Genomic DNA, 23,513 nt, shown 5'->3' with positions numbered 1-23,513 from the left:
TACGCACGCACCGCGATGAGCGTCAAGCCTCGGTGTGTAACCGGTTACTACGACCCGTCCGCGTGCGCGCGGGCGCGCCACAGGAGATAGACGAAGTACGGCGTGCCGATCAGCGCCGTGACGAGCCCCGCCGGCACCTGCGCGGGGGCGATGACCGTACGCCCCAGCGTGTCGGCGAGACTCACCAGCAGCGCGCCGAGCAGCGCCGCCACCGGCAGGACCCTGGCGTTGTGGGCGCCCACCATGGCCCGGGCGGCGTGCGGGGCCACCAGGCCGACGAAGGCGACCACGCCGACCGCCGACACCGCCGTGGCGGTGAGCAGCACGGCGCCCGCGAGCGCGGCCAGCCGTACGGGCTCCAGAGGGACGCCCAGGATGCGCGGGCTGTCCTCGTCCAGGGAGAGCAGGTCCAGGTCCCGGCGCAGCCAGGCCAGCAGCGGCACGGCCAGCAGCAGCGCCAGCGCGACCGGGATCAGCTGCGCGGGCACGCGGCCGTACGTGGAGCCGGACAGCCAGGTCAGGGCCAGGGCGGTGTTCCACGGGTCGGCCTTGACGATGATCAGCACGGTGAGGCTCGTACAGGCGTACTGCACGGCGATCCCGATGAGGACCAGCCGGTCGGAGCTCAGGCCGCCGCGCCACGCCAGCCCGTAGACCAGGCCGAAGGCGGTCAGCGCGCCCAGGCCCGCCGCGCCGGTCATGGCCCAGATCCCGGCCACCGGAGCCAAGGTCAGCAGCGAGATCGCGCCGACGCCCGCCCCTGCCGTGACGCCCAGCACGCCCGGCTCGGCGAGGGGGTTGCGGCACACGGCCTGTACGGCGGTGCCCGCCACGGCCAGCGCCGCCCCCGCCAGCACGGCGGCCAGGACCCGCGGGTAACGCTGGTCGAGCACGAACGTCAGGGCCCGGCCCGTACGGCCCTGCAACCAGTTGAGCACGTCACCGGTCAGCAGCCACCGGTCACCGGCCAGCAGGCCCAGGACCAGCGCCCCGGCCAGCAACGCCGCGAACGTGCCGGTCACGGCCAGGAAGGCCGCGCGCGACCGGGTGGCGCCGATGCGCGCGGCCGGAGGGCGGCGCGTCGGCCCGGCGTCCCGGTAGCGGCGTGCCAGCCACACCATCGCGCCCGCGCCGAGCAGCGTGGTCACGACGCCCGGCGGCACCTCCACGCCGGCCTGCGCTCCCAGCACGGCACGGAGGGCGATGTCGGAGCCCAGCACGATGAGCACGCCGGCCAGCCCCGACAGGGGGAGCATCGACCTGTTCCTGTGCAGCCCGGGGATCGACCGGGGCAGCAGCCGGACGATCACCGGGGCACAGAGGCCGACGAACCCGATCGGCCCCGCCACGGTCACGGCGGCGGCCGCCAGCACGATGGCCAGCAGCGTCAGCCACAACCGCAGGCGCCGCACGTTCACGCCGAGCACCGAGGCGGTGTCGTCGCCGAGCCCGAGGATGTCCAGCCGCGGCCCGGCCAGGATCGCCGCCGCCATCGCCACCGCGATCACGGGGGCGAACTGCGTGACGGCGCGCAGGTCGCCCTGCACGAGAGAGCCGCTGCCCCAGGCGTACAACCCGGTCGTCTCCTCCTCGAAGAGGATCATCACCAGGTTGGTGAGCGAGCTCAACGCCAGCGCCGTGGCGGTGCCGGCCAGGATCAGCCGGGTCGTGCCGCTGCGCCCGCCCGCCGACATGGCCATCACCAGGGCCGCCGCGGCCAGGCCGCCGACCAGGGCGAGCCCGCCGGACACCGGCAGGGGCAGCGTCAGGCCGAACGCGGCGGCCGTGGCGATGGCGAGGTGGGCGCCGGAGCTGACGGCCAGCGTGTCCGGCGAGGCCATCGGGTTGCGGGCGACCGACTGCAGCAGCGAGCCGGCCACGCCCAGCGCGCAGCCGACGGTGACGCCGGCCAGCAGGCGGGGCAGCCGCGAGGCCAGCAGGACGCGGGCGGCCTCCTCGCTGCCGCCGAAGGGCCCGTTGAAGAGGAGCGCCAGGAGGTCCAGCGCGCCCACCGACGAGGTGCCCTGCGTCACGTGCACGGCGGCCACCAGGACGGTGGCGGCCACGGCGAGCAGGAAGACCCCGGCGGTCCCCAGCCGCCGCAGTGGCGTGGCGGGAGGCGCCGGAGCCAGGACCGGGACGCTCAACCCGCGTACGCCTTCACCAGCGCCTCGGCGTACTGCCGGCACGACAGGGGCCCGCCGAAGGTCCAGATGCCGTCGGGCAGCTTGGTGACCTGCCCCTTGGCCACGAACGGCAGCGACTTCCAGATGGCGTTGCTCTCCAGGCCGTCGGTGAACACGTCCACGCCGTCGGAGGCGTTGTAGAAGAAGCGGATGTCCGGGTCCTTCAGCGCGGACAGGCCCTCGACGTCGGTGGCGCCGAGCCCCCACACCTCGTCGACCTTGCCGGTCCAGGCGTTCTTCAGCCCGAGGCGGATGGCGACCTGGGAGACGAGCGAGCCCTCGCCGAACGGGCGGATCGAGATCGTGCTGCCCTGCTTCCACCCGTCGGCCATGACGAACGGCTTGCCCGCGGCGCCGGCGGCGGCGATCTTCTCCTTGGCGGCGGTCATCGCGGCGTCGAAGTCGGCCATGAGCTTGCCGGCCTCGTCCGTCCTGCCGACCGCGGTCGCGATCCTGTCGAGGTCGTCGCGCATCCGCTTGAGGTTGTCCTTGGCGTCGCTGCCCTCGAACGCCAGCACCGGCACGAACTTCTCCAGCTGGCTCACCAGCGCCGAGTCGCGTCCGGACTCCATGACGACCAGGTCGGGCTGGAGCGCGCTGATGGAGTCGACGCTGGGCTCCTGCCGGCTGCCGACGTCCTTGACCGAGGCGTCGAGCTTGATGGAGGTGTTCCAGGTGGCGTAGCCCTTCACGTCGGCCACGCCCACGGGCATGACGCCGAGGGAGGCCAGCATCTCGGTCTCTCCCCATTCCAGGCTGACCACCCTGGTCGCCGGGCGGTCGAGGGTGACCTGCTTGCCGCGGTCGTCGGTGACGGTCACGGCGGCGGCGGTCGATCCGCCGGGAGAGGGGGCCTGCTCGGTGACGGGCGCCTCGGTGGTGCCGCAGGCGGCGAGGGTCACGATCGCGGCGAGCGCCGTCAAAGCGCTGCGCAGTGAGGTCATGGTCGTTCCTGTCATGTCGTGGCGGGGACGTTTTTGGTGTGCCGGCCGATCGGCCGGGTGCTCACCGTCCCCGTCCTGGGGTCGTGGCTGACCTCGATGCGGATGCCGTACGTGTCGCTGAGCTGGTCCTCGGTGAGGACCTGAGCGGGCGGGCCGTCGGCGATGACCCGGCCCTCCCGCAGGAGCACGACGTGGTCGGCGATCTCGGCGGCCTGGTTGAGATCGTGCAGCACGACGCCGATCGCCACGCCGTGCTCGTCGGCCAGGTCGCGGACGAGCTCCAGCAGCTCCACCTGGTAGCGCAGGTCGAGGAACGTGGTGGGCTCGTCGAGCAGCAGCACGCCGGTGTCCTGCGCCAGGCAGGTGGCCAGCCATACGCGCTGCAGCTCGCCGCCGGACAGCTCGTCGACCGGGCGTTCGGCCATCGCCGTCACCCCGGTCAGCTCCATGGCCCGGCGTACGGCCTCGGAGCCGCCGGGGTCGCCGGCCCTCCAGCGCCCCCTGTAGGGGTGGCGGCCGTACCCGACGACGTCGCGGACCTGCACGCCACCGGGGGTGGGCCGGCTCTGGGCCAGGAGCGTCACCCGCCGCGCGAAGTCGCGGGCCGACAGGGCGAGCGCGGAGGCGCCGTCGCCCAGCGTCACGGTGCCGCGGTCGGGACGGTGCAGGCGGGCCAGGGCGCGCAGCAGCGTGGACTTGCCACTGCCGTTCGGGCCCACCAGCGCGGTGACGTGGCCGGGCCGCAGCACGATGCGGCCGTCCTCGACCACGGTGGCTCCGTGGTAGCTGAGGCACAGCTCCGCCCCGCGCAGAGAGATCTCCTCGGTCATGAGGATAGGTTAGGCTAACCTTGCCAAATAATCACCATGCCGCACGTACGGATTTATGGGCCGTTCGGCGAACGCCGGGCGGGCCTGCGCAACCACAGGCCGCCCGTGGCGGCGAAGACGACCAGCAATCCCGTGGCCACCAGCACCCGCCCGTCCGGCCCAGCCATGCCGCCGCCCCCGGTCGCCACGCCTCCCGTCGGGAGCTCGGTCACCGTCCTGGTCGTGGTGGAGGCCGGGCTGGTGGTCGTGTCCTCAGAGGTGGAGACGTCGGGGTCGGGCGTCTCCGACCCGGCGGTCTCGTCGGGACTGGGGCTGGTGGACTCCCCGGTGACGGTGAGCGGATATTCGCGTAGCGACTCCTCGTCGTCGACCTCGCACTCGATCACGCGCTCCTGCGGGGTGGGGCCGAAGTTGACGGCGGCGGCGTGCACCGTGCCGGTGCCCGGGAAATTCGCGGTGGTCTTCATCTCGACGGTCGTCGCGGGCAGCGTGATCGGCTGCCCCGGCGTGACCGTGCCGAGCTGGCCGACTCCCGTGGCGGAGGTCAGCCTGTCGATCCCGCTGATGCCGGCGTAGGCGTACATCTTGAGCTGGCCGTCCGTGGCCGTCGTGGGGGCGAGCAGTCTCGCGGAGCCGACGTAGGAGCCGCGCCAGCCGATCGTCATCTGCGTGCCCACCGTGGCGTCCGTGGGCACGGTCAGCTCGATGTCGAGGCTGATCTGCTGTTGCATGCCCGTCGCGACGGTTTCGCACGTGTACGCCACTGTGTCGGCGTGCGCCGCCGAGGGCAGGGCGGTGTACGCGAGGGCCAGGGCCACGGCCGGGACGGCCAGTCGAACGCGCAAGGCGGCTCCTTGAGGCAGATGGTGCGCAAGAGGAGACGGGGCGCGAGGGCATTCGGTTGACAGATGTGTCCGCATCGGGACAACGCATGCGTTTCCTGACCCGACCGATCTGTGGCTAGTTCATGACATGTCTGAATTTCGCCATGGCTGAAAGTCCTATGACCAGCGCAGTTGTGCCATCTTAGACCAGATGAAATGACGCACATGTGGAGGAAAGAGATGTGGCCTGGTCGATGGGCCCCAGTCCGGCGATGGGCCGCGGTGGCGGCCGCGCTGGCGGTGAGCATGACACCGGCGCCGGGAGCGCGGGCAGACTCCGTACCGGAGCTCTTACCGGCCGCCAACCCGCGAAGTTACGACGTCACGCTGATCACCGGTGACAGGGTGCACATCACCGTCGGCGAGGACGGCCGGCAGCGGGCGAAGGTCACCCCGCGAGACCCGGCACGCACCGGCTTCCGCATGGTGGACCACGGCGGCGAGCTGTCCGTGGTGCCCGCCGACGTGGCGGACCTGGTGCCGGAGCGGCTCGACCCAGAACTGTTCAACGTGACCTCGCTGGCCGCCCAGGGCTACACCGACCAGCAGACCGACTCCATCCCGCTGATCGTGCGGCAGGACGCGGGCGCCGCGCCCCTGGCCGGGCTCGCGGCCGTCACCCGGCTGGAGAGCATCGGCGCGACCGGGGTCAGGCTCGCGAAGAAGGACGCGGCCACGTTCTCGACCGGCCTGGTCACCGGCTCCGGACTGGCCGCGGGCGTGAACAAGATCTGGCTGGACCGCAAGATCACCGCACGGCCGGTCACGAGCGCGTCCACCGCCGGGGCCGCGGCGACGGCGGCGGCCGGCGGCGACGGCGCCGGCACCACCGTCGCCGTCCTCGACAGCGGAATAGACGCCGGCCACCCCGACCTGGCGGGCAAGGTCGCGGGCACGCGCGACTTCACCTACGACGGCGACGGGGTCGACCGGTACGGCAGCGGCACGGCCATGGCGGGTGTCATCGCGGGCAGCGGCGCGTCGTCCGGAGGCACGTACACGGGCGTCGCTCCCGGGGCGCGGCTGCTCAACGGCAAGATCATCGATGGCTCCGGCAGCGGACTCGCCTCCTGGGCGATCGAGGGCCTGGAGTGGGCGTCGGGGGAGGCGGGCGCCGAGGTCGTGACGATGGCGGTGAGCGTCCCCGGCAAGGGCGGCCCGCTCACCGACGCCGTGAACGAGCTGACCGCCAAAAACGGCACGCTCTTCGTCATGAGCACGGGCGACCGGGGCTGCGAGGCCTGCGTCGAAAGTCCGGCGGACGCCCGGGCCGCGCTCACGGTCGGCGCCGTGGACGGCAAGGGCGGGCTCGCGGAGTTCTCCGGCTACGGGCCGGTGGGCCTGCACCGCGCGGTCAAGCCCGAGCTGAGCGCGCCCGGGGTCGGCGTGGTCTCGACCCGCGCCGGCGACCTCCCGCCCGCCGAGCCCGTCGGCGACCACTACGCGCGCTTCTCCGGCACCGCCCTCGCCGCGTCGTACGCCGCGGGCGCCGCCGCGCTGCTGCGCCAGGCCAGGCCCGGCATCACCGCTCCCGAGGTCAGGTCCGCGCTCGTGGGCGGCTCGGAAGCGCTGCCCGGCGTGCCCGTGGACAAGGGCGGAGCGGGCCGGCTCGACGTGGCAGGGGCGCTCGCGCGCACGGTGCTGGCCGGCGACGCGACGCTCGACTTCGGGCTCGCGACGGCCGGCGCCGGCGACCCGGTGACGCGTACGATCTCCTACCGCAACGTCGGTGCGGAACCGGTCACGGTCGCCCTCGACGCCGGTGCCCCGTTCACGCTCTCCACGACCGAGCTCACCCTGCCCGCGGGCGGCAAGGGCCAGGTGGACGTCACCCTCGACCTCGCCGGGGCACCGGCGGGCTGGGCCCGCGCGGAACTCGTCGCGACGCCCGCCGGCGGCGCCGCGCTGCGGACGCTGCTGACCGGCAACGTCGAGGTCCAGCGGGTCGAGCTCCGGGTGTCCGCCGTGGCACGGGACGGCCGCCCCCGCCGCATCCTGCCCAGCGTGGTCGACCTGGGCAACGGCGACCTCTTCGGCCGCGAGCTGCCGAGCGACCCCGACAGGCGGTGCGAGACGGACGCCGGGGACTGCTGGCTCGTCCCGCCGGGCACGTACTCGATCGCCGGAATCATCAGCACCCTGCGGCCGGGAGCCACCAGCGAGGGCCGCGGAGACATCGTCAACCAGAGCTTCGCCGGGTATCCGGAGATGGAGGTCACCCGCGACACCGACGTCGTGCTCGACGCGCGCAAGGCGGTCGCGGTGAAGATCGACACGCCTGACCATCACACCGCGCGGAACCGCGGAGCTGCCACCAAGCTCGTCTACACCAGGCAGCCGGTGAAGGGACCCAGGTATACCGAGAGCCTCCTCGTGGACGGCCGCCTTGAGGAGAGCTATTACCTGCAGCCCACCGCCAAGGTGACCAAGGGCGAGTTCGCGGTGGCCACGCGGTGGCGGCTGGAGGCGCCCGCGCTCACCATGTGGACGTCCGGCGTCGACCTCGACCCCGTATACGTCGACCCGGTCCACTTCAGCAACCGGTCCACGCAGTATCCGCGGTTCGACGGAACCGCGGTGCTGGCCGTCGCCGACGCCGGTGACGGCAGCGCGGCGGCGCTCAAGGGCCGTGACCTGCGCGGCCGGCTGGCGCTCATCCGCCGCACGCCCGGCACGCCCGTCTCGGCCCTCGCCAACGCCGCTGGGGCGGCCGGCGCCCGCATGGTGGCGATCTACGGTGACACGCACCTGGGCTGGGACGAGAGCCGGCTCACCGTGCCGACGGTGACGCTCGCGGAGGCGGAGGGCACACGGCTGGCCGAGCGGGCGAGCCGCCGGACGACCCACGTCGTCGCCAAGGGCATCGTGGCCAGCCCTTACGTCTACGACCTGTACCTGAGCGAGGAGGGCCAGGTCAGGAAGCAACCGTCGTACGTGGTCGGGAAACGCTCCCTGGCCCGCGTGGACACGGCCTTCCACAGCGAGCTGACCGACGACGTCGCCCTCTCCGAGGTCAAGTACGGCTGGATGCCGTGGGAGACCTTCTCGTGGGACTCGGTCAGGCCGCTGGCCAGGGCGCCGCGCGTGCGGACCGACTACCTGAGCCCAGCCCCCGACGTGCAATGGCACAGCGGGACCGACATGCCGGAACGGTCGTACAACTCGATCCTCCCCGAGGAGCCGCAGGGCGTGATGACCGTCAGGGACACCGTGCGCGGTTACCAGGCGGGCAAGCGGATCGAGCGCACGTGGCTGAAGCAGCCGGTGGCGCCCGGGTTCCCGGCGGACTCGCCCACGCAGCGGCAGGGCGACACGCTCACCGTCGACATGCACGCCTTCGTCGACGCCGAGGGGAACACCGGGGCCCAGCAGACCGATCCGTTCCCGCACGGCTACCTGTCGGACTGGCGCATCTACAAGGGTGACGAGCTGCTCGGCAGGACGGCGACCGGCGGCTCCGGACGGATCCTGCTGCCGCCGGAGCGGGCCGGCTACCGCGTGGAGTACACCGTGGAGAACCGCTCGACCTGGGCGCGCCTGTCCACCAGGACGAGGACGGTGTGGACGTTCGACTCGGAGCGCGCCGAGGGCGATCCCGTCGTGCTGCCGCTGCTGGCCGTCGCGTACGACGTGCCCGTTGACCTGCGCAACCGCACCGCCTCCACCAGGCTCGGCCTGACCGTCGCCCACCAGGAGGGCTCGGAGGGCAGCGCGATCGAGAAGGTGACCCTCGAGACGTCGTCCGACGACGGCAGGACCTGGCGCCCCGCCCGCCGGCTGCGCGACAAGGGCGACGGCACGTACGAGGCCACCATCGAACGGCCCCGCCCGGGTGCGGTGTCGTTGCGCGTCATGGCCTCCGACGCCGCCGGCTCCACGGTGACGCAGGAGGTGATCCGGGCGTACGGAACCCGCTGACCCGAAAAACATCGTCTCTGGCGTTGACGACGATTCCTGCTCCAGGGTACCGTCTGTCTCTGTCAGAGACGATGTTCTGCCCGCCCGGGTGCCACTTCCCGGCGTGGTAGTAATGAGATCCCCGCAGGAGGCAGGAAAGACAGAGCTGGCACCATGACCGAGCACTACCTGGGCGTTCTCGGCGTCGCCGAGGCGCTGGGAGTGACCCGGCACGCGGTGCACAAATGGCGCTCCCGCCATCCGGCCGGCTCCGACCGCCCGTTCCCCGAGCCCGACGTCGAGATCGACGGGGCTCCCGGATGGCGTCCCGACCGGGTGGAGGAGATCGTCCGATGGCGCGACGGCCTGCCGGGCCGGGGTGCGGGCGGAGGCCGTCCGTCCGCCGCCCGCCAGGACTACCTCAGGGCGGCCCTGGCGCGCGGTCTCGACCGCGACGAGGCTCTGCGCGCGCTCGCCGCGTTCGTCGCGGAGTTCCCCGAGATGACCGAGCCGGAGGTCTGCGCCTGGCTCATGGAGAAGTGGCGCGGCTAGCTTGCCGGATCCACCGGCGACCCCAAGGAGACCCCTCGATGGCCCACCTTCCCCGGCCCGGCCGCACCCCCCTCACCGCGGAGGAGAAGTCCCGGGCGGAGGCCAGCTTCGTCACCCTCGTCGCCGAGCACCTCACCGCCGCCGGCCGGTTCAGGGTGAGCGCCGACACCCCCGAGCTGACCGAGATGTTCCAGAACGTCGCCCGCAGGGTGGGCGAGCTGCTCGGACGGCCCGTGGTCAGCTACGCCAACGGCAGGTACATCGTGATCACCTTCGGCCCTCAGGAGTAAGCGCCGCCGCCGAGCAGCACCCCATCCACACCGACGGAAGGCGATGACGCATGCCCGACATCAGCGGGGAGACCGCACCGGGATTCGAAGCAGTACGTACGGCCTTCGCCCGCAACCTGGCCGAGCACGAGGAGATCGGCGCCGCGGTCGCCGTCTACCTGCACGGCAGGAAGGTCGTCGACCTGTGGGGCGGCCTGGCCGACCCCGATGAGGGCCGTCGCTGGGAGCGCGACACCCTGCAGGTCGTCTACTCCACCACCAAGGCGATCACCGCCGCCTGCGCGCTCCTGCTGGCGCAGCGGGGCGAGCTGGACCTCGACGCGCCCGTCGCGCGATACTGGCCGGAGTTCGCGGCGCAGGGCAAGGACCGCATCCCGGTGCGCTGGCTGCTCACCCACCAGGCCGGCCTGCCCGCCATCGACCAGCCGATCACCCCGGCAGAGGCGATCGCCTGGGAGCCCATGGTGGAGGCGCTGGCCGTCCAGCGGCCCTTCTGGGAGCCGGGCACGGAACACGGCTATCACGGGCTCACGTACGGATGGCTCGTCGGAGAGGTCGTCCGCCGGGTGAGCGGCCGCAGCATCGGCGCCTTCCTCGCGGAGGAGATCGCCGGCCCGCTCGACCTGGACCTGTGGATCGGGCTGCCGGAGAGCGAACTGCACCGGGTCAGCCGGATCGTCACGTCCATGCCCGGCATGGCGGACCTGGCCGGGATCGACCTGGACGCCCTGCCCGAGCCCGCCCGCGAGATGATGCGGGCCTACACCGACCCGGCGTCGCTGACCGTACGCTCGATGTCCGTGGTCTCGCCCCCGCTCGACCACAACGACCCCCGCGAGCAGCAGGCCGAGATGCCCTCGACCAACGGCATCTGTACGGCCCGCGCGCTGGCCCGCTTCTACGCCGCCCTCATCGGCGAGGTCGACGGCCACCGCGTCCTCACCCCCGCCACCCTGGCGGCGGCGACCGCCGAACAGGCCGCCGGCCCCGACCGCGTCCTGCGCATGCCGGTCAGGATAGGCACCGGCTTCGGCCTGCCGACCCCGGACATGTTCTTCTACACCCCCACGACCTTCGGGTTCGCCGGGCTCGGCGGTTCGCTCGGCTTCGCCGACCCGCAGAGCGGGCTCGCGTTCGGCTACGTGATGAACCACGTCAAGGAGGACGGCGAGAACCGGCGAGCCGCCACCTTGGTGGAGGCGGTCAGGAGCGCCATGACCGCCTAGCGGGGAGGCGCGGCGTGTGAAACGGCTTTGCCGCCGATCTCCGAACGTATGACAATGGCCGCTCGGAGCGCGGCGACCATCGGAGATGCGTTATGTCCCCAGAAGAGCGTGACGGTGCCGACGCGGAAGCCGCAGAGGAGTCGCCGGCGGCGTTCGGGACGATGTTGCGGGGCTGGCGTGAGCGGGCGTTGCTGACCCAGGAAGAGCTGGCCGCACGGGCGGGACTCAACGCCCGCACGGTCCGCCGGCTGGAGGCCGGACAGTTGCGACGGCCACGCGGCACATCGGTGCGGTTGCTGGCCGAGGCGCTGGGCCTGGACGAGGCGGAGCGGGCGACGCTGACGCACGCCGCGAGAAGTGCCCCGGCGAGTCCGGCGCCCGTGCGGGTGCCGCCGCGGCACCTGCCCGCCGACGTGGTGGCGTTCACCGGGCGGGAGCGGGAACTCGCCGCTCTCGACGGCGTCGGCGATCAGGGCACGGCGGGCACGGTGCTGATCACCGCCATCGACGGCATGGCGGGCGTGGGCAAGACGGCGCTGGCCGTACACGCCGCGCACCAGCTCGCCGCCCGGTTCCCCGACGGCGACCTGTTCCTCGACCTGCACGGATACACGCACGGCATGGTCCCGGTTGACCCGGCCGAGGCGCTGGCCAGGGTTCTCGCGGTGCTGGGCGTGCCCGGTGAGTCCATCCCCCAGCACGCCGACGACCGGGCGGCCCTGTACCGGAGCATGCTGGCGGACCGGAAGATGCTGATCGTGCTGGACAACGCCGCCGACGAGGCGCAGGTACGCCCGCTGCTGCCGGGTTCGGGCGGCTGCCTGGTTCTGATCACCAGCAGGCGGCGGCTGATCGGCCTGGACGATGTGCGTACGGTGTCGGTCGACGTGTTGCCGCCGGCCGAGGCGGTCGCGCTGCTGGCCCGTACCGCCGGCCACGAGCGCGTCGCGGGCGAGCCGCCGCAGGCGCTGGCGGAGCTGGCCCGGCGGTGCGGGTGGTTGCCCCTGGCGATCCGGCTGGCCGCGGCCCGGCTCAAGGCGCATCCGACGTGGAGCGTGGGGCATCTGCTGGCACGGCTGGAGGAGCATCACCGCCGGCTGGGCGAGCTGCACGCCGGGGAGCGCAGCGTCACCGCGGCGCTCGATCTCTCCTACCGGGGGCTGGAGACGGCCGAGCGGCGCGCGTACCGGCTGCTGGGGTTGCACGCCGGCACCGACATCGCCCCGGACGCGGCGGCCGCGCTGCTGGCCACCTCCGTCGCGGCGGCGACCGGCCTGCTGGACCGGCTGCTTGAGGGAAACCTGCTGCAGGAGCCGGTGCCCGGCCGGTACCGGTTCCATGACCTCATCCGCGCTCATGCCGCCGCCCTGGCCGGTCAGGAACCGGAGGCGGAGCGGCGTGCCTCGGTCACCCGCCTGCTCGACCACTACAGCGGGGCGGCAACGGCGGCCATGGACCGCCTCTACCCCTACGAGGCCGACATGAGGCCGCGCCTTCCGCCGGGCGGCGGTCCTCTGCCCGCGATGGACGACGCCGAAGCATGGCTGGAGGCGGAGCTGCCCAACCTGCTGGCCCTCGCCCAGCACGCGGCCGAACACGGCTACCTGGACCACATCCGGCACCTGTCGGCCACCCTGCACCGGTGCCTGCGCATCCGAGGCCGCAACCCGGAAGCCGAAACCCTCAGCGCACGCGCGCTGGCAGCCGCCCGCGCCGCCGCCGACCACACGGGAGAGATGGAGGCTCTCATCGCGCTCGGCGAGATCCGTCACCGGCAGAGCCGCTACGAAACCGCGATCGAGGACAACGTGCGGGCTCTGGACATCGCTCGCGCCATAGGGCATCACTCCGGAGAACTGCGGGCACTCAACTCCCTGGGGCTGCTCCGCGCCGTCCACGGCGAGCACAGCCGATCGATCGAGAACTTCGCGCAGGCGCTCGCCATCGCCCGCGCGACCGGCCACCGCAGCGGCCAGCTGGACGCGTTGATCGGCGCCGGCCACATCCACCGGATGGTGGGGCAGCACGGCGAAGCAGCCGACTCCCTCGCCGAGGCTCTGGACATCGCCCGGGAGACCGGCCACCGCACCGGCGAGGTGCGCACGCTGCTCGCGCTCGGTCACCTCCATCTCGGCCGCGGCGAGTACGACGCGGCCACCGACCGCTTCACCCGGGCCCTCGACCTGGCCAACGGCACCGAGCACCGGCTCGGCCAGCTCGACGGCTGGATCTCTCTGGGCGACATGCACCGCATCGGCGGGCGATACGAGCAGGCCCATGCCTGCTACGAGCACGCCCTCGACCTCGCACGCGAGCTCGGCAACCGGAACTGGCAGTTCGAGGCCATCCACGGCATGGGCCGGCTGCGGCACGAGCAGGGCCATCACGACCAGGCGCTCGACGACCACCAGGAGGCGCTGCGGCTGGCCACGGACCTGGGCCAGCCGGGCGACCAGACCCGCGCCCACGACGGCCTCGCCCGCGCCCACGCCGCGCTGGACCAGGACGACGACGCTCGCCACCACTGGTCGCAGGCGCTGGCCATCCTGAGCAAGCTCGGCACCGACCACACCGACGAGCCAGGCGTCGACACCGACAACATCCGCGCCCATCTCGCCGCTCTCGGGTCGGACGGGTCCGAGCTCCGTCGCGACCCCTGAGGCGGGCGTGCGGCGTTCACCGGCGGCGGGGCGTGTAGGGCGGGAACGCGGTCCTGTCGTCGAGGTCGAGGTCCGTGTCGGGCCAGCGGCGCCGGAGCAGGGCGGCCAACCGGCGGGCCCAGCCCGCCAGGTGGGGCAGGCTGCGGTGCTCGTCGGCGGTACGGGCGGCGGCCTCCAAGGTGGCGACGAGCTGGACGCGGCTCCCGTCGCCCGGCGGGCGCGCCTCGACCTTGGCCAGGCGTTCCAGCCGGACCAGCACGTACGAGAAGCAGGCGGCGGCCAGGCCGAACCCGTAACGCCGGTCGTCCTCCGCCTCGGGCAGGCCGGCGGCCAGGGCCCGGCGGTAGCCGCCGGCGAAGGCGGCGTCCACCGACACCCAGCCGGGACCGGGGACGTGCAGGCAGACGGCGTCGTGCAGCGCGTGCGTGTAGCCGGCGAACTCGAAGTCGATGAGGCGGGCGTCCGGGTCGCCCGTCGCGTGCACGAGGACGTTGTTCGCCTCGGGGTCGCCGTTGCTCAGCGCCAGGAACGAGCCCGGATGCTCCAGCTCCTCCAGCGCGGCGGCGAGCTCCCGCTCCGCCCCGCCCTCGACCGGCGCGCCGAGGCGGGCCGCCTGCCTGCGTCCCTCCTCGCGAAACCCGGGGAACCGTTCGGCGTCGCCGGCCGGTCCGAGAACGCGCCTGCGCGCGCCGTAAAGTGCTGACCTGCCCGCTGTGGCGGCGCTGAGCTCACCGCGGATGCGGGCGAAGGCGGCCAACCCTTCCGCATGGGCGGTGGCGCCCTCCGCACGCAGCAGCCCGTCCAGCGCCGTACGCGGAGCCAGGTCCTCCAGCACGACGAGCTCCGCGTCGAGGTCGGCGGCGATCACCCGAGGCGCCAGGCCGGACGCCAGGTCGTCGGAGAGGAAGCGCAGCGCGGCCACCTCGGTGCGCAGCCGCTGCGACGTCGCGAGACGGGCGGCGCCCGGGTGCGGGCGCATCCACTTGACGATAACCCGCTCCCCGCCCTCCAGCCGCGCCCGCGCGATGGCGTACGGCTCCAGCCGCCGCCACCCGGCCACGGCCACAGGGCCGCAACGGTGACGCGACAGCAGGGACTCCACCTGGGTGACGATCACATCCACGGTCACCGGCGCCAGCCTATGGGGCCGCGCCCGTCGCCGAAAGATACCCTTCTCGGGACGAGCCGTTCGACGACACCGCCATGGAGCCGGGGACCGACTGACGATGGGCGCGGAACAGGATTTCGAGCAGGTCGGCGCCGAGCTGGCCGACCTGGGTGTGCGGATCTCCAGGATGATGGGGAGTCCCGCGCTCAAAGATCAGGCGGGGAAGGTTTTCGCGAGCCTGCAGCGCGACGGCGCGATGGTGTTCCGGCTGGTCAGGGACACCCCCGAACACGCAGCCGCGCTCCAGCTGGCCGGTGCGTCCCTGTTCGACCCCATGGGGCGGGGCAGGGTGATGAAGGACTGGGTGGTCGTGCCCCACACCGCGGCCGAGCGATGGACAGACCTGGCCGAGGCCGCCCTCAGCCGCCCGCGCTGACAGCGGACGCCGCTCGTCACGGAACGATCGTCCGGCCCTGCGCGGTGCCCTCCACGGCCGCGACGTAGGCGCGGGCCACCTCGGCGACCGGCGTCCCGTTCGCGCCGTCGAGGCCCATGCCCTCCAGGGTCTCCTTGATCCAGCCCGGGGCGATCACGTTGATCCGCAGCCCGCGGGGCAGCTCGCTCGCCGCGTTCCGTACGAATCCCTCGAGCCCGGCGTTGACCAGCGCGCCCAGTGACCCGCCGGCGAGCGGGGCGGCGAACGTGCCTCCGGTGAGGGTGATGGACCCCCCGTCGCGCAGGCGACGCAGCGCCCGTCTGGCGAGTGCGACCTGTCCCAGCAGCTTTCCCGCTGTTCCCGCGGCGAACTCCTCGTCCGTCACCGTCTCCAGCCGCACCAGCGGCCCGCTGGCCGCGCAGCACACCACCGCGTCGGCGTCGGGCACCGTCTCGAAGAGCGCGTCCAGCGACTTCCCGTCTTCGAGGTCCACCCGGACCGGCCCTCGCCGCGAGGCCGCGACGACCTCGTGGCGAGGGCTCAGGGCGGCCTCGACGGCTCGCCCCACGGTTCCCGACGCTCCGATCACGATCACTTTCATGTGATCCATGATGGCTCGTGAACGTCTGTCACGCGTTGATGACCTCCTCCCTGTACTGGGCGTGCAGCGGGTCGCCGGTGGAGCCCATCCACGCGTCCATGGCGGCGCGCCGGCGGGCCAGCTCCTCGGGCGCGCCCCCGTCGGCGAGGTTGTTCAGCGCGTGGGGGTCGTTCGCGAGGTCGTACAGCTCCTCCCGGACGCGGAGCAGGTAGAACTGGGCACGCGCGGCGACCGCGGGGTCCGTCGAGTCGCGCATCGCGGGCCAGGTGAGGCCCTGCATGTTCTCCGCCCGGTAGTTCAGGCTGCCGTCGGACCAGGCGTTCCAGATGTAGCTCCAGCGCTCGTCGTGGACGCCGCGCATGTCGTAGCGCTGGTCCGAGCTGGACTCGTGGAAGACGGTGTTGATCTGGTCGCGGCCTGACTGGCTGCCGCCCTTCAGCAGCGAGGTGAGGTCGCGACCGTCCAGCCCTTCGGGGACGGTGGCGCCCGCGGCCAGGCACAGGGTGGGGAAGAGGTCCATCGTGGACACGAAGTGCTCGTCGTCGGTGCGGCCCGCGCCGGCCACGCCGGGCCACCGGACGATCAGCGGGGTGCGCGTGCACTGCTCGTACACGTTCGCCTTGCCGAACGGCACCGCCATGCCGTTGTCCGACATGAAGATCACGATCGTGTCCTCGGCCAGCCCGGACGCGTCGAGCGCGGCCAGGACCGCGGCCAGCGTGTCGTCGGCGCGCCGGGCGCTGCTCATGTACTGCGAGACCTCCTGGCGGATCTCCGGCAGGTCGGGCAGGTACCCGGGCACCTCGGCGTCGTCGGGGCCGTACACCTTGGACGGCTTGGCGATGCTGGCCAGCTCGTCCCCGTCGAACCTGTTCTGTTCGGCCATGCTGCCGCTGAAGGGCCGGTGCGGGTCCTCGGAGTTGGCCATCAGGAAGAACGGGCGATCCTCGGACTTCGCCCGGTCGAACAGCTCCGTCGCGTGCCGCGCGTAGTCGGCGGGGTTGCGCCCCATGCCCAGCTGCTCGTCCGGAATCACGCTCTGATCCCAGGCGAACCGATCATCCGGGCCGAGGTGGGCGACCTTGCCCAGGATGCCCGTCAGGTAGTTCCGCGGGCGGAGCAGCTCGTTCAGGATCGGCACGCCGGGGTCGATGTCCTCGAAACCCTCGGCGCCGTTGCGGTGGGGGAAACGGCCGGTCATCAGCGCCGACCGGCTCGGCTGGCAGAGGGCGATCGGCACGTGCGCGCGGTGGAAGGCGACGCCCTCGCCGGCCAGCCGGTCGATGTTCGGCGTGAGGTCGGCCCGGCCGCCGAAGCAGCCGGGCGAGCCGCCGTGCATGTCGTCGACGGTGAAGAGCAGGATGTTCGGCGGCGCCGCGTTGCGGGCCCGTGGGGTGTCGCTCCAGGCGGCCCGCACGCCGAGGCCCGCGGCGATGGCTCCCGCGCCCGCCCCGGCCAGCAACGTACGCCGTGAAAGGGGTGTGTTCATACGTGTGATCTACCGGTCGGCGCGTTACGTTTCCGTTTCCGCCGGGACGCCCGATGGGCGGGACGCACAGGTCGACCCCTACTACGCTCCCATGGAAGGGCATCATTGGGGGCGGAGGGATTCGTGACGGTCAACGGGGCGAGCCAGGCGGTGGAGGAGGCGGCACCCGCGGCGGGAGACGCGGTCGGGCGGGTGCTCGGCACCCAGGCGGCCTCGCCACTGTCGTTCTGGGTGGGCCTGGAGCCGGGCAAGGTCGTCCAGCTCGACGACGTGGTGGTGACCAGGCGCGACGTGCCCGGCTACGGCCCGGTGCTGGTCGCGGGCGTGGTGACGACCGTCGAGGCCCGGCACGAGGGCGCCGCCTACGACTCCGACGTCTTCCTCATCGCCGACGGCGCGTTGCCCGCGGCCGTGGTCGAGGTGGCCGAGGTGCGGGTGACCAGGGTCGAGCCCGAGGTGTTCGTGCCGCCGCTGCCCGGTGCCAAGGTCCATCTCGCCGGGTCCGACGACCGCGAGCAGGCACTCTACTTCGACGTGATGGACCGGCGCATCCCGATCGGGATGGGGCGCGACGGCCGGCCGATGTACGCCAACTTCGACTTCCTCGACGGCACCCGCGGCGCCCACGTGTCGATCTCCGGCGTGTCCGGCGTGGCGACCAAGACCTCCTTCGCCACGTTCCTGCTCTACTCCATCTTCAACTCGGGGGTCCTCGACGCCGAGTCGGCCAACACCAAGGCGCTGATCTTCTCCGTCAAGGGGGAGGACCTGCTCTTCCTCGACCACGACAACCTCCGGCTCGACGACGATGCCCGCGCCGTCTACGCCCGGCTCGGGCTGCCCGCGCGGCCGTTCGGCAGCGTGCACGTCTTCGCCCCGCCGCGCCCCGGCGACGCCAACGGCGTGCCCCACGTCTCGGCCCGCACCCAGGGCGTGAGCTCCTTCTACTGGACGCTGGTCGAGTTCTGCGAGGAGGAGCTGCTGCGGTTCGTCTTCGCCGACGCCGACGACGAGCGGGCCGGCTACTCGCTGCTGGTCGGGCAGGTCGCCGCCCGGCTGAAGGCGTGGGCGGAGCCGGTGGGCGACGGCGGCGCCGTCATGGTGCAGGGCACCGCCGCCCGCACGTTCGCCGACCTGGTCGAGTTGCTGTCCGACCAGCTGCAGGACGAGGGAACGCGCCAGCAGTGGACCGGCGCGCAGACCCCGCTCGGCACGGTCAACGCCTTCCTGCGCCGGCTGCGCAGCGCGGTGCGCCCGCTCTCGCCGATCGTCCGGGGCGACCTGCCCTTCTACCGCAACCACACCGTCAGCACCTCCGACGCCCAGGTCTCGATCGTCGACCTGCACAACCTGCCGGAGCGGGCGCAGCGGTTCGTCGTGGGCGTGGTGCTGCGCGGCGAGTTCCAGCGCAAGGAGTCGTCCGGCACCGCGAAGCCCCTGCTGTTCGTCGTGCTCGACGAGCTGAACAAATACGCGCCGCGCGAGGGCGACTCCCCGATCAAGGAGATCCTGCTCGACGTGGCCGAGCGGGGCCGCTCGCTCGGCGTCATCCTCATCGGCGCCCAGCAGACGGCCTCCGAGGTGGAGCGCCGTATCGTCTCCAACAGCGCCGTACGCGTCGCGGGCCGCCTCGACCCAGCCGAGGCCGCCAGGTCGGAGTACGGCTGGCTGCCCCCGGCGGTCCGCGAGCGCGCCACGATCGCCAAGCCTGGCACCATGTTCGTCGCCCAGCCGGAGATCCCGGTGCCGCTGGCCGTCGCCTTCCCCTTCCCCGCGTGGGCGACCCGGCCCGCGGAGGCGGCGGCCCCGGCCGCGAAGGCCTCAGGCGATCCGTTCCAGGGGCTGCCCGGCGTCGAAGAAGACATCCCGCCCTTCTGATCACAGGTGATGACGTGAAGATCCTGCACACCGCGGACTGGCACGTGGGCAAGGTGCTCAAGGGCCGTTCCCGCCTCGACGAGCACCGCGCCGTGCTGCGCGAGCTGGTCGCCGCCGCCCGCGACCACGACGTGGACGCCGTCATCGTGGCGGGCGACCTCTTCGACACCTCCGCGCCCACGCCCGAGGCGCAGGCGCTGGTGCTGAACGCGCTCATGGCCCTGCGCGGCGACGGCCGCGACGTGCTGGTGCTGGCGGGCAACCACGACAACCCGCAGCTGCTGGAGGTCTACCGGCCGGTGCTCGGCAAGCTGGGCCTGCACGTCATCGGCAGCTTCCGCCGCCCCGACGCGGGCGGCACGCTGGCCTTCACCGCCCGCTCGGGCGAGCCGGTGCGGCTGGCCGTGCTGCCCTTCCTGTCGCACCGCTACGTCGTACGCGCCGCCGAGGTGCTGGCCGGCACGGCCGCCGAGCACAACCGCGACTACGCCGCCCGCATCTCCGAACTGATCGGCGCGCTGACGGCCGGCTTCCACGGCGACACCGTCAACCTGGTCACCACTCACGGCACGCTGCCCGGCGGCGCGTTCGGCGGCGGGGAGCGGCAGGCCCAGTCGATCTTCTCCTACTACTTCGAGCCGACCGCCTTCCCGCCGTCCACCCAGTACGCCGCCCTCGGCCACCTGCATCGCCGCCAGCAGATCCCGGGCCCGTGCCCGATCTGGTACAGCGGCTCGCCCCTCGCCGTCGACTTCGGAGAGGAGGGCAACACCCCCGGCGCGCTGCTGGTGGAGGTCTCGCCCGGCCGCCCGGCCGTGGTGCGGGAGGTGGCCTTCGGCTCGGCCCGCAGGCTGCGTACGGTGCGCGGCACGCTGGAGCAGCTGGAGGGCCTGGAACAGGGCGACGACTGGCTCAAGGTGATCGTCGAGGAGAAACCCCGCGTGGGCCTGGCCGACGACGTCCGCGAGCTGCTTCCGGGTGCCGTGGACGTCATGCTGGACGAACGGTTCAGGCCGGTGCCGGCCACGCGCAGGACCGGCTCGGCCGACCGTGGCGCCCGCGAGTTGTTCCGCGAATATCTCACCGCCACCGGGCGGCACGACGACCAGGTGGCCGCGCTGTTCGACCGGCTGCACGACGAGGTGACCAGCTGATGCGCCCGCTGCTGCTCCAGCTCGACCACTTCGGCAGCTTCCGCGAGCCGGTGAGCGTCGACTTCTCCGACACCGAGTATTTCGCGCTGGTCGGCCCGACCGGCGCGGGCAAGAGCACGATCATCGACGCGATCTGCTTCGCCCTCTACGGCACCGTGCCGCGCTGGGGCAAGGAGAACGTCATCGCCCACGCCCTGGCCCCCTCGGTGTCCTCGGGGAAGGTGGCGCTGGTCTTCGAGAGCGGCGGCCGGCGCTACGGCGTCGTGAGGGCGATGGTGCGCGACAGCAAGGGCGCGGTGCGTACCAAAGAGGCCAGGATCGACGAGCTCGACCCCTCGGCCCCGCTCGACCAGGCCTACGACGCGGTGCTCAAGCCCCTGGCCGAGGGCGAGAACGTCACCCCCGAGGCGCAGCGGGTGACCGGGCTGGAATACCGGTTCTTCACCCAGTGCGTGGTGCTGCCGCAGGGCCGCTTCGCGGAGTTCCTGCACGCCGCGCCCCGCGAGCGGCAGGACCTCCTGGTGCAACTGCTCGACGCCGACGTCTACGAGCTCATCAGGCAGCGGGCCGTGCAGGAGGAGGAGCAGGCCAAACGCGACGCCGCCTTCGCCCGCGACCAGCTCGGCAAGCTGTCGGGAGCCACGGCGGAGGCCGAGCAGGAGCTGGCCGACCGGCTGGCGGCGCTGCGGCGCCTGGCCGAGACCATCGGCGCCGATCTCGACCTGCTGCGGGCCCGCGAAGCCGACATCCGGCGGGCCGAGCAGGAGCGCGCCGCCGTGGCCGAACGCCGGTCGGTGCTGGCGTCGCTGCGGATGCCGGACGCGGTGCCGACGCTGGCCTCGGCCCGGCGGGCCGCCGCCGAGTCGGTGGAGGCACTGGCCGCCGAGGTCGCGACGCTGGAGGCCGACGACCACGAGGCGTACGAAGCGCTGGCCGCGCTCGGCGACCGCGGGGCGCCCCGGGCGGCGCTGGCCGCCCTGGACGCCCGCGAACGGCACGCCGCGCAGGCCGCCCGCGCCCGCGCGGAGGCGGCGGCCGCGGCGGAGCCGCTGCCCGGCCTGGCCGCCGAGCGGAAGGCCGCGGAGCAGGCGCTGGCCGCCGCCGAGACCCAGCGCGAACGCCTGCGCGACGCCCACGCCGCCGCCCACCTCGCGCCCCGGCTGGCCGTGGGCGAGCCCTGCCCGGTCTGCCGGCACCCGGTCGCCGAGCTGCCCCGCCACGAGCCGCCCGCCGACATCCGCACCGCCGACCGCGCCCTCGCCGGAGCCCGCGACCGGGCCGAGCGCGCCAGCTCCGCCCACGCCAGGGCCGAGGCGTCGGCGTCGATGCTGGCCGGTCAGGCCGACCGGCTGGCGTCCGAGCTGGCCGCGCTGCCCGAGCCCGGCGACCGGGCGGAGCTCGAAGGGAGGCTGGCCGCGATCGGCAAGGCCGAGGAGGTCGCGGCCCAGGCCCGCAACGCCTTCCGCGCCGCCAGGGGCAGGCTCGAACGTGCCCGCACGGGCGCCGAGCAGGTCGAGCGGCAGGCCGAGTCCGCCTGGCGTACCCTCGAGTCCGCCCGCGACCGGCTGCTCGTCTCCGGCGGACACGACGACCCGCCGCCGCCGCTCACCCGCGACGACCTGCACCGGGCCTGGACCGACCTGCTCGGCTGGCGCGACCGGGCCGCGCAGGCCGCCCAGGCGGCGCTCGCGGCCTGCGACGGGCAGCTCGCCCAGGCGGGCGACGCGCTGTCCCGCGAGCGCCGCAAGCTGGCCGAACGCCTGGCCGAGCACGGCGTCGTCCCGCCGCGCGACGCCTCGCCCGACCAGCTCGGCGCGGCCGTCGCCGGGGCCGCCGCGCGCGTCGAGAGCGCGCTCGACCGCGTCAGGGACGACCGCAAACGCGCCGCCGACCTGGACGCGCAGATCACCGGGAAGGAGCACGAGGCCAAGGTCGCCCACGAGCTGGCCCTGCGCCTGCGCGCCAACGCCTTCGAGCGGTGGTTGTGCGCCGAGGCCCTGGCGGTCCTGGTCGCGTCGGCGTCCGAGACGCTCCGCGAGTTGTCCGACGGCCAGTACGAGCTGACGCTCGGTGACAAGACCGGCGACATCGAGGTCGTCGACTTCGGTGAGGCGGGCATGCGGCGCAGCGCCCGCACGCTGTCCGGCGGAGAGACCTTCCAGGCCGCGCTCGCGCTGGCCCTGGCGCTGTCCGGGGCGGTCGCCAGAGGGCTCGACTCGATCTTCCTCGACGAGGGCTTCGGCACGCTCGACCCGGCCACCCTCGACACGGTGGCCACCACCCTCGAACGCCTGGCCGCCGGCCAGGACCGCATGATCGGCGTCGTCACCCACGTCCCCGCGCTGGCGGAGCGGGTGCCGGTACGCTTCGAGGTCAGGCGCGACGCCAAGGGCTCCCACGTGCGGAAGGCGGCCACGTGACCGGTTTCACCGTCGATCCGTGGGATCCCGGCTACGCCGCGGCCCTCGCCGTCGAGGCCCTGTCCGAGCTGGGCTCCACCAGCGCCGAACTGGTGCTCGACATCGAACGCCCGGCCGCCGACTGGAAACCCGTCACGCCGGGGCCCGACGCCGACCCGCCGCGCACCCTGCTGGTCGCCGACGGCGTCCGCAGGATCGACGCCCGCGTGTGGGTGCACGACCCCGGCTCGCCGATGCCCGTGCCCGGCATCGCCGCCTCCTACGCCGCGGGGATCGTCAGGTGCGGGCAGGACGGCGCCGAACTGGCGGAGATCCAGGTCAACCGCACGCTGATCTCCGCGTCGCCGGACACCCCCGAGGTGAGGACCGGCCACGCCCTCTACCGCGCCGGCAAGGCCGCCGACTCCAGCTTCGAGGAGCTGTCGCTGGCACTGCAGCGCCAGGTCACCCAGCTGGAGGTCGACCTCGCCGTGCGCCACCGGTCGGCGAGCGACGACCTGCTGCTGGTGGACGGGCCGCTGCGGGGCCGCACCCACCTGCCGCGCACGGTCGGCTACATCAAGACCCACCACACCGCCTACCTGCCGTCGCCGCAGTCGGCGGTGGTCGCCGCGCTCGCGCCGGGGCAGCGTACGCCGGTGTTCCTCATGGGCACGAGCTGGCGGCGGCACGCCTGGTACGTACGCCTGCCCGTCAGATCGACCGCCCCGTGGGCGGGCGTGGCGCGCTGCGAGGCCGGCGCCGACCTCGACCCCGCGCAGGTGGTGCGGCTCGCCGACGCGCTGACCCTGGCCCTGCCTCCGCTGGCCGGAGTCGACTACAAGGACCCGCGCGCGCCCCAGAACCTGGTGCCGATCGGCGGCCTGGAGAAGCTGCTCCGCCACCACCTGGGCGACGCGCGCCTGCTCTACCGCGCGCTGCGCAACGCCGCCCGCGGTTAGCGCCCGCTCCCAGCCGG

17 protein-coding genes are annotated in these 23,513 nt (G+C 73.3%); 10 read left to right on the top strand and 7 right to left on the bottom strand.

Translation table 11 applies throughout. The features are described 5' to 3' along the window. Positions 1-47: 47 nt before the first annotated feature. The 4 genes from ACZ6SA_RS30975 to ACZ6SA_RS30960 are packed head-to-tail and all read right to left on the bottom strand — an operon-like array spanning position 48 to position 4,805. Complete coding sequence (locus ACZ6SA_RS30975; RefSeq protein ID WP_465832093.1) at positions 48-2,147, bottom strand: iron ABC transporter permease; 2,100 nt, start codon at positions 2,145-2,147, stop codon at positions 48-50. Next, positions 2,144-3,130, bottom strand: coding sequence for an ABC transporter substrate-binding protein (locus ACZ6SA_RS30970; RefSeq protein WP_465832091.1), 987 nt, complete (start codon positions 3,128-3,130; stop codon positions 2,144-2,146). Before ACZ6SA_RS30970 ends, ACZ6SA_RS30975 begins: the two co-directional genes overlap by 4 nt. 11 nt (positions 3,131-3,141) lie before the next feature. After that, positions 3,142-3,960, bottom strand: coding sequence for an ABC transporter ATP-binding protein (locus tag ACZ6SA_RS30965; protein WP_347647113.1), 819 nt, complete (start codon positions 3,958-3,960; stop codon positions 3,142-3,144). 53 nt (positions 3,961-4,013) lie between these two features. Beyond that, a complete protein-coding gene (locus tag ACZ6SA_RS30960) occupies positions 4,014-4,805 on the bottom strand; it encodes a hypothetical protein (RefSeq protein ID WP_465832089.1) in 792 nt (263 codons plus the stop codon). A gap of 261 nt (positions 4,806-5,066) precedes the next feature. Between ACZ6SA_RS30960 and ACZ6SA_RS30955 the strand changes: the two genes are divergently transcribed. From ACZ6SA_RS30955 to ACZ6SA_RS30935, 5 genes are all read left to right on the top strand, one after another. Further along, positions 5,067-8,762: a S8 family serine peptidase gene (locus tag ACZ6SA_RS30955; RefSeq protein WP_465832087.1), complete on the top strand. Its 3,696-nt coding sequence runs from the start codon at positions 5,067-5,069 to the stop codon at positions 8,760-8,762. 153 nt (positions 8,763-8,915) lie between these two features. Then, a complete protein-coding gene (locus ACZ6SA_RS30950) occupies positions 8,916-9,293 on the top strand; it encodes a hypothetical protein (RefSeq protein ID WP_347647116.1) in 378 nt (125 codons plus the stop codon). A gap of 38 nt (positions 9,294-9,331) precedes the next feature. After that, the gene (locus ACZ6SA_RS30945; protein WP_347647117.1) at positions 9,332-9,583 is read left to right on the top strand and encodes a hypothetical protein; all 252 of its coding nucleotides are present in this window, start codon (positions 9,332-9,334) and stop codon (positions 9,581-9,583) included. 50 nt (positions 9,584-9,633) lie between these two features. Next, complete coding sequence (locus ACZ6SA_RS30940) at positions 9,634-10,809, top strand: serine hydrolase domain-containing protein (protein WP_465832085.1); 1,176 nt, start codon at positions 9,634-9,636, stop codon at positions 10,807-10,809. 92 nt (positions 10,810-10,901) lie between these two features. Next, entirely contained in the window at positions 10,902-13,469 is a 2,568-nt protein-coding gene (locus ACZ6SA_RS30935) for an ATP-binding protein (protein ID WP_465832083.1), read from the top strand. Between the two features lie 16 nt (positions 13,470-13,485). Here the strand turns inward: ACZ6SA_RS30935 and ACZ6SA_RS30930 are convergent, their stop codons facing one another. Further along, positions 13,486-14,598, bottom strand: a complete 1,113-nt coding sequence (locus ACZ6SA_RS30930) for a phosphotransferase family protein (RefSeq protein ID WP_465832081.1) — start codon at positions 14,596-14,598, stop codon at positions 13,486-13,488. A 97-nt stretch (positions 14,599-14,695) separates the two neighbouring features. Between ACZ6SA_RS30930 and ACZ6SA_RS30925 the strand changes: the two genes are divergently transcribed. Beyond that, positions 14,696-15,013, top strand: a complete 318-nt coding sequence (locus ACZ6SA_RS30925) for a hypothetical protein (RefSeq protein WP_465832079.1) — start codon at positions 14,696-14,698, stop codon at positions 15,011-15,013. A gap of 16 nt (positions 15,014-15,029) precedes the next feature. Here ACZ6SA_RS30925 and ACZ6SA_RS30920 read toward each other — a convergent pair whose 3' ends face one another. After that, positions 15,030-15,614, bottom strand: coding sequence for a short chain dehydrogenase (locus tag ACZ6SA_RS30920; protein WP_465832077.1), 585 nt, complete (start codon positions 15,612-15,614; stop codon positions 15,030-15,032). A 28-nt stretch (positions 15,615-15,642) separates the two neighbouring features. Further along, positions 15,643-17,103, bottom strand: coding sequence for a sulfatase family protein (locus ACZ6SA_RS30915; RefSeq protein WP_465832075.1), 1,461 nt, complete (start codon positions 17,101-17,103; stop codon positions 15,643-15,645). Between the two features lie 123 nt (positions 17,104-17,226). Between ACZ6SA_RS30915 and ACZ6SA_RS30910 the strand changes: the two genes are divergently transcribed. Genes ACZ6SA_RS30910 through ACZ6SA_RS30895 form a run of 4 tightly spaced genes read left to right on the top strand, consistent with a single transcriptional unit; the run spans position 17,227 to position 23,496 of the window. Beyond that, entirely contained in the window at positions 17,227-18,981 is a 1,755-nt protein-coding gene (locus ACZ6SA_RS30910) for an ATP-binding protein (protein WP_347618723.1), read from the top strand. Positions 18,982-18,995: 14 nt separating this feature from the next. Further along, positions 18,996-20,135, top strand: a complete 1,140-nt coding sequence (locus tag ACZ6SA_RS30905; protein ID WP_465832073.1) for an exonuclease SbcCD subunit D — start codon at positions 18,996-18,998, stop codon at positions 20,133-20,135. Beyond that, the gene (locus tag ACZ6SA_RS30900; protein ID WP_347647126.1) at positions 20,135-22,555 is read left to right on the top strand and encodes an SMC family ATPase; all 2,421 of its coding nucleotides are present in this window, start codon (positions 20,135-20,137) and stop codon (positions 22,553-22,555) included. The genes ACZ6SA_RS30905 and ACZ6SA_RS30900 overlap by 1 nt, the downstream gene beginning before the upstream one ends. Next, positions 22,552-23,496, top strand: coding sequence for a hypothetical protein (locus ACZ6SA_RS30895; RefSeq protein ID WP_347647127.1), 945 nt, complete (start codon positions 22,552-22,554; stop codon positions 23,494-23,496). The genes ACZ6SA_RS30900 and ACZ6SA_RS30895 overlap by 4 nt, the downstream gene beginning before the upstream one ends. The last annotated feature ends 17 nt before the right edge of the window (positions 23,497-23,513 follow it).

It is taken from the genome of Nonomuraea sp. NPDC049378 (assembly GCF_055586745.1).
Note: the sequence above shows the minus strand (reverse complement) of the source record. Positions and strands in the feature narration are given on the sequence as shown.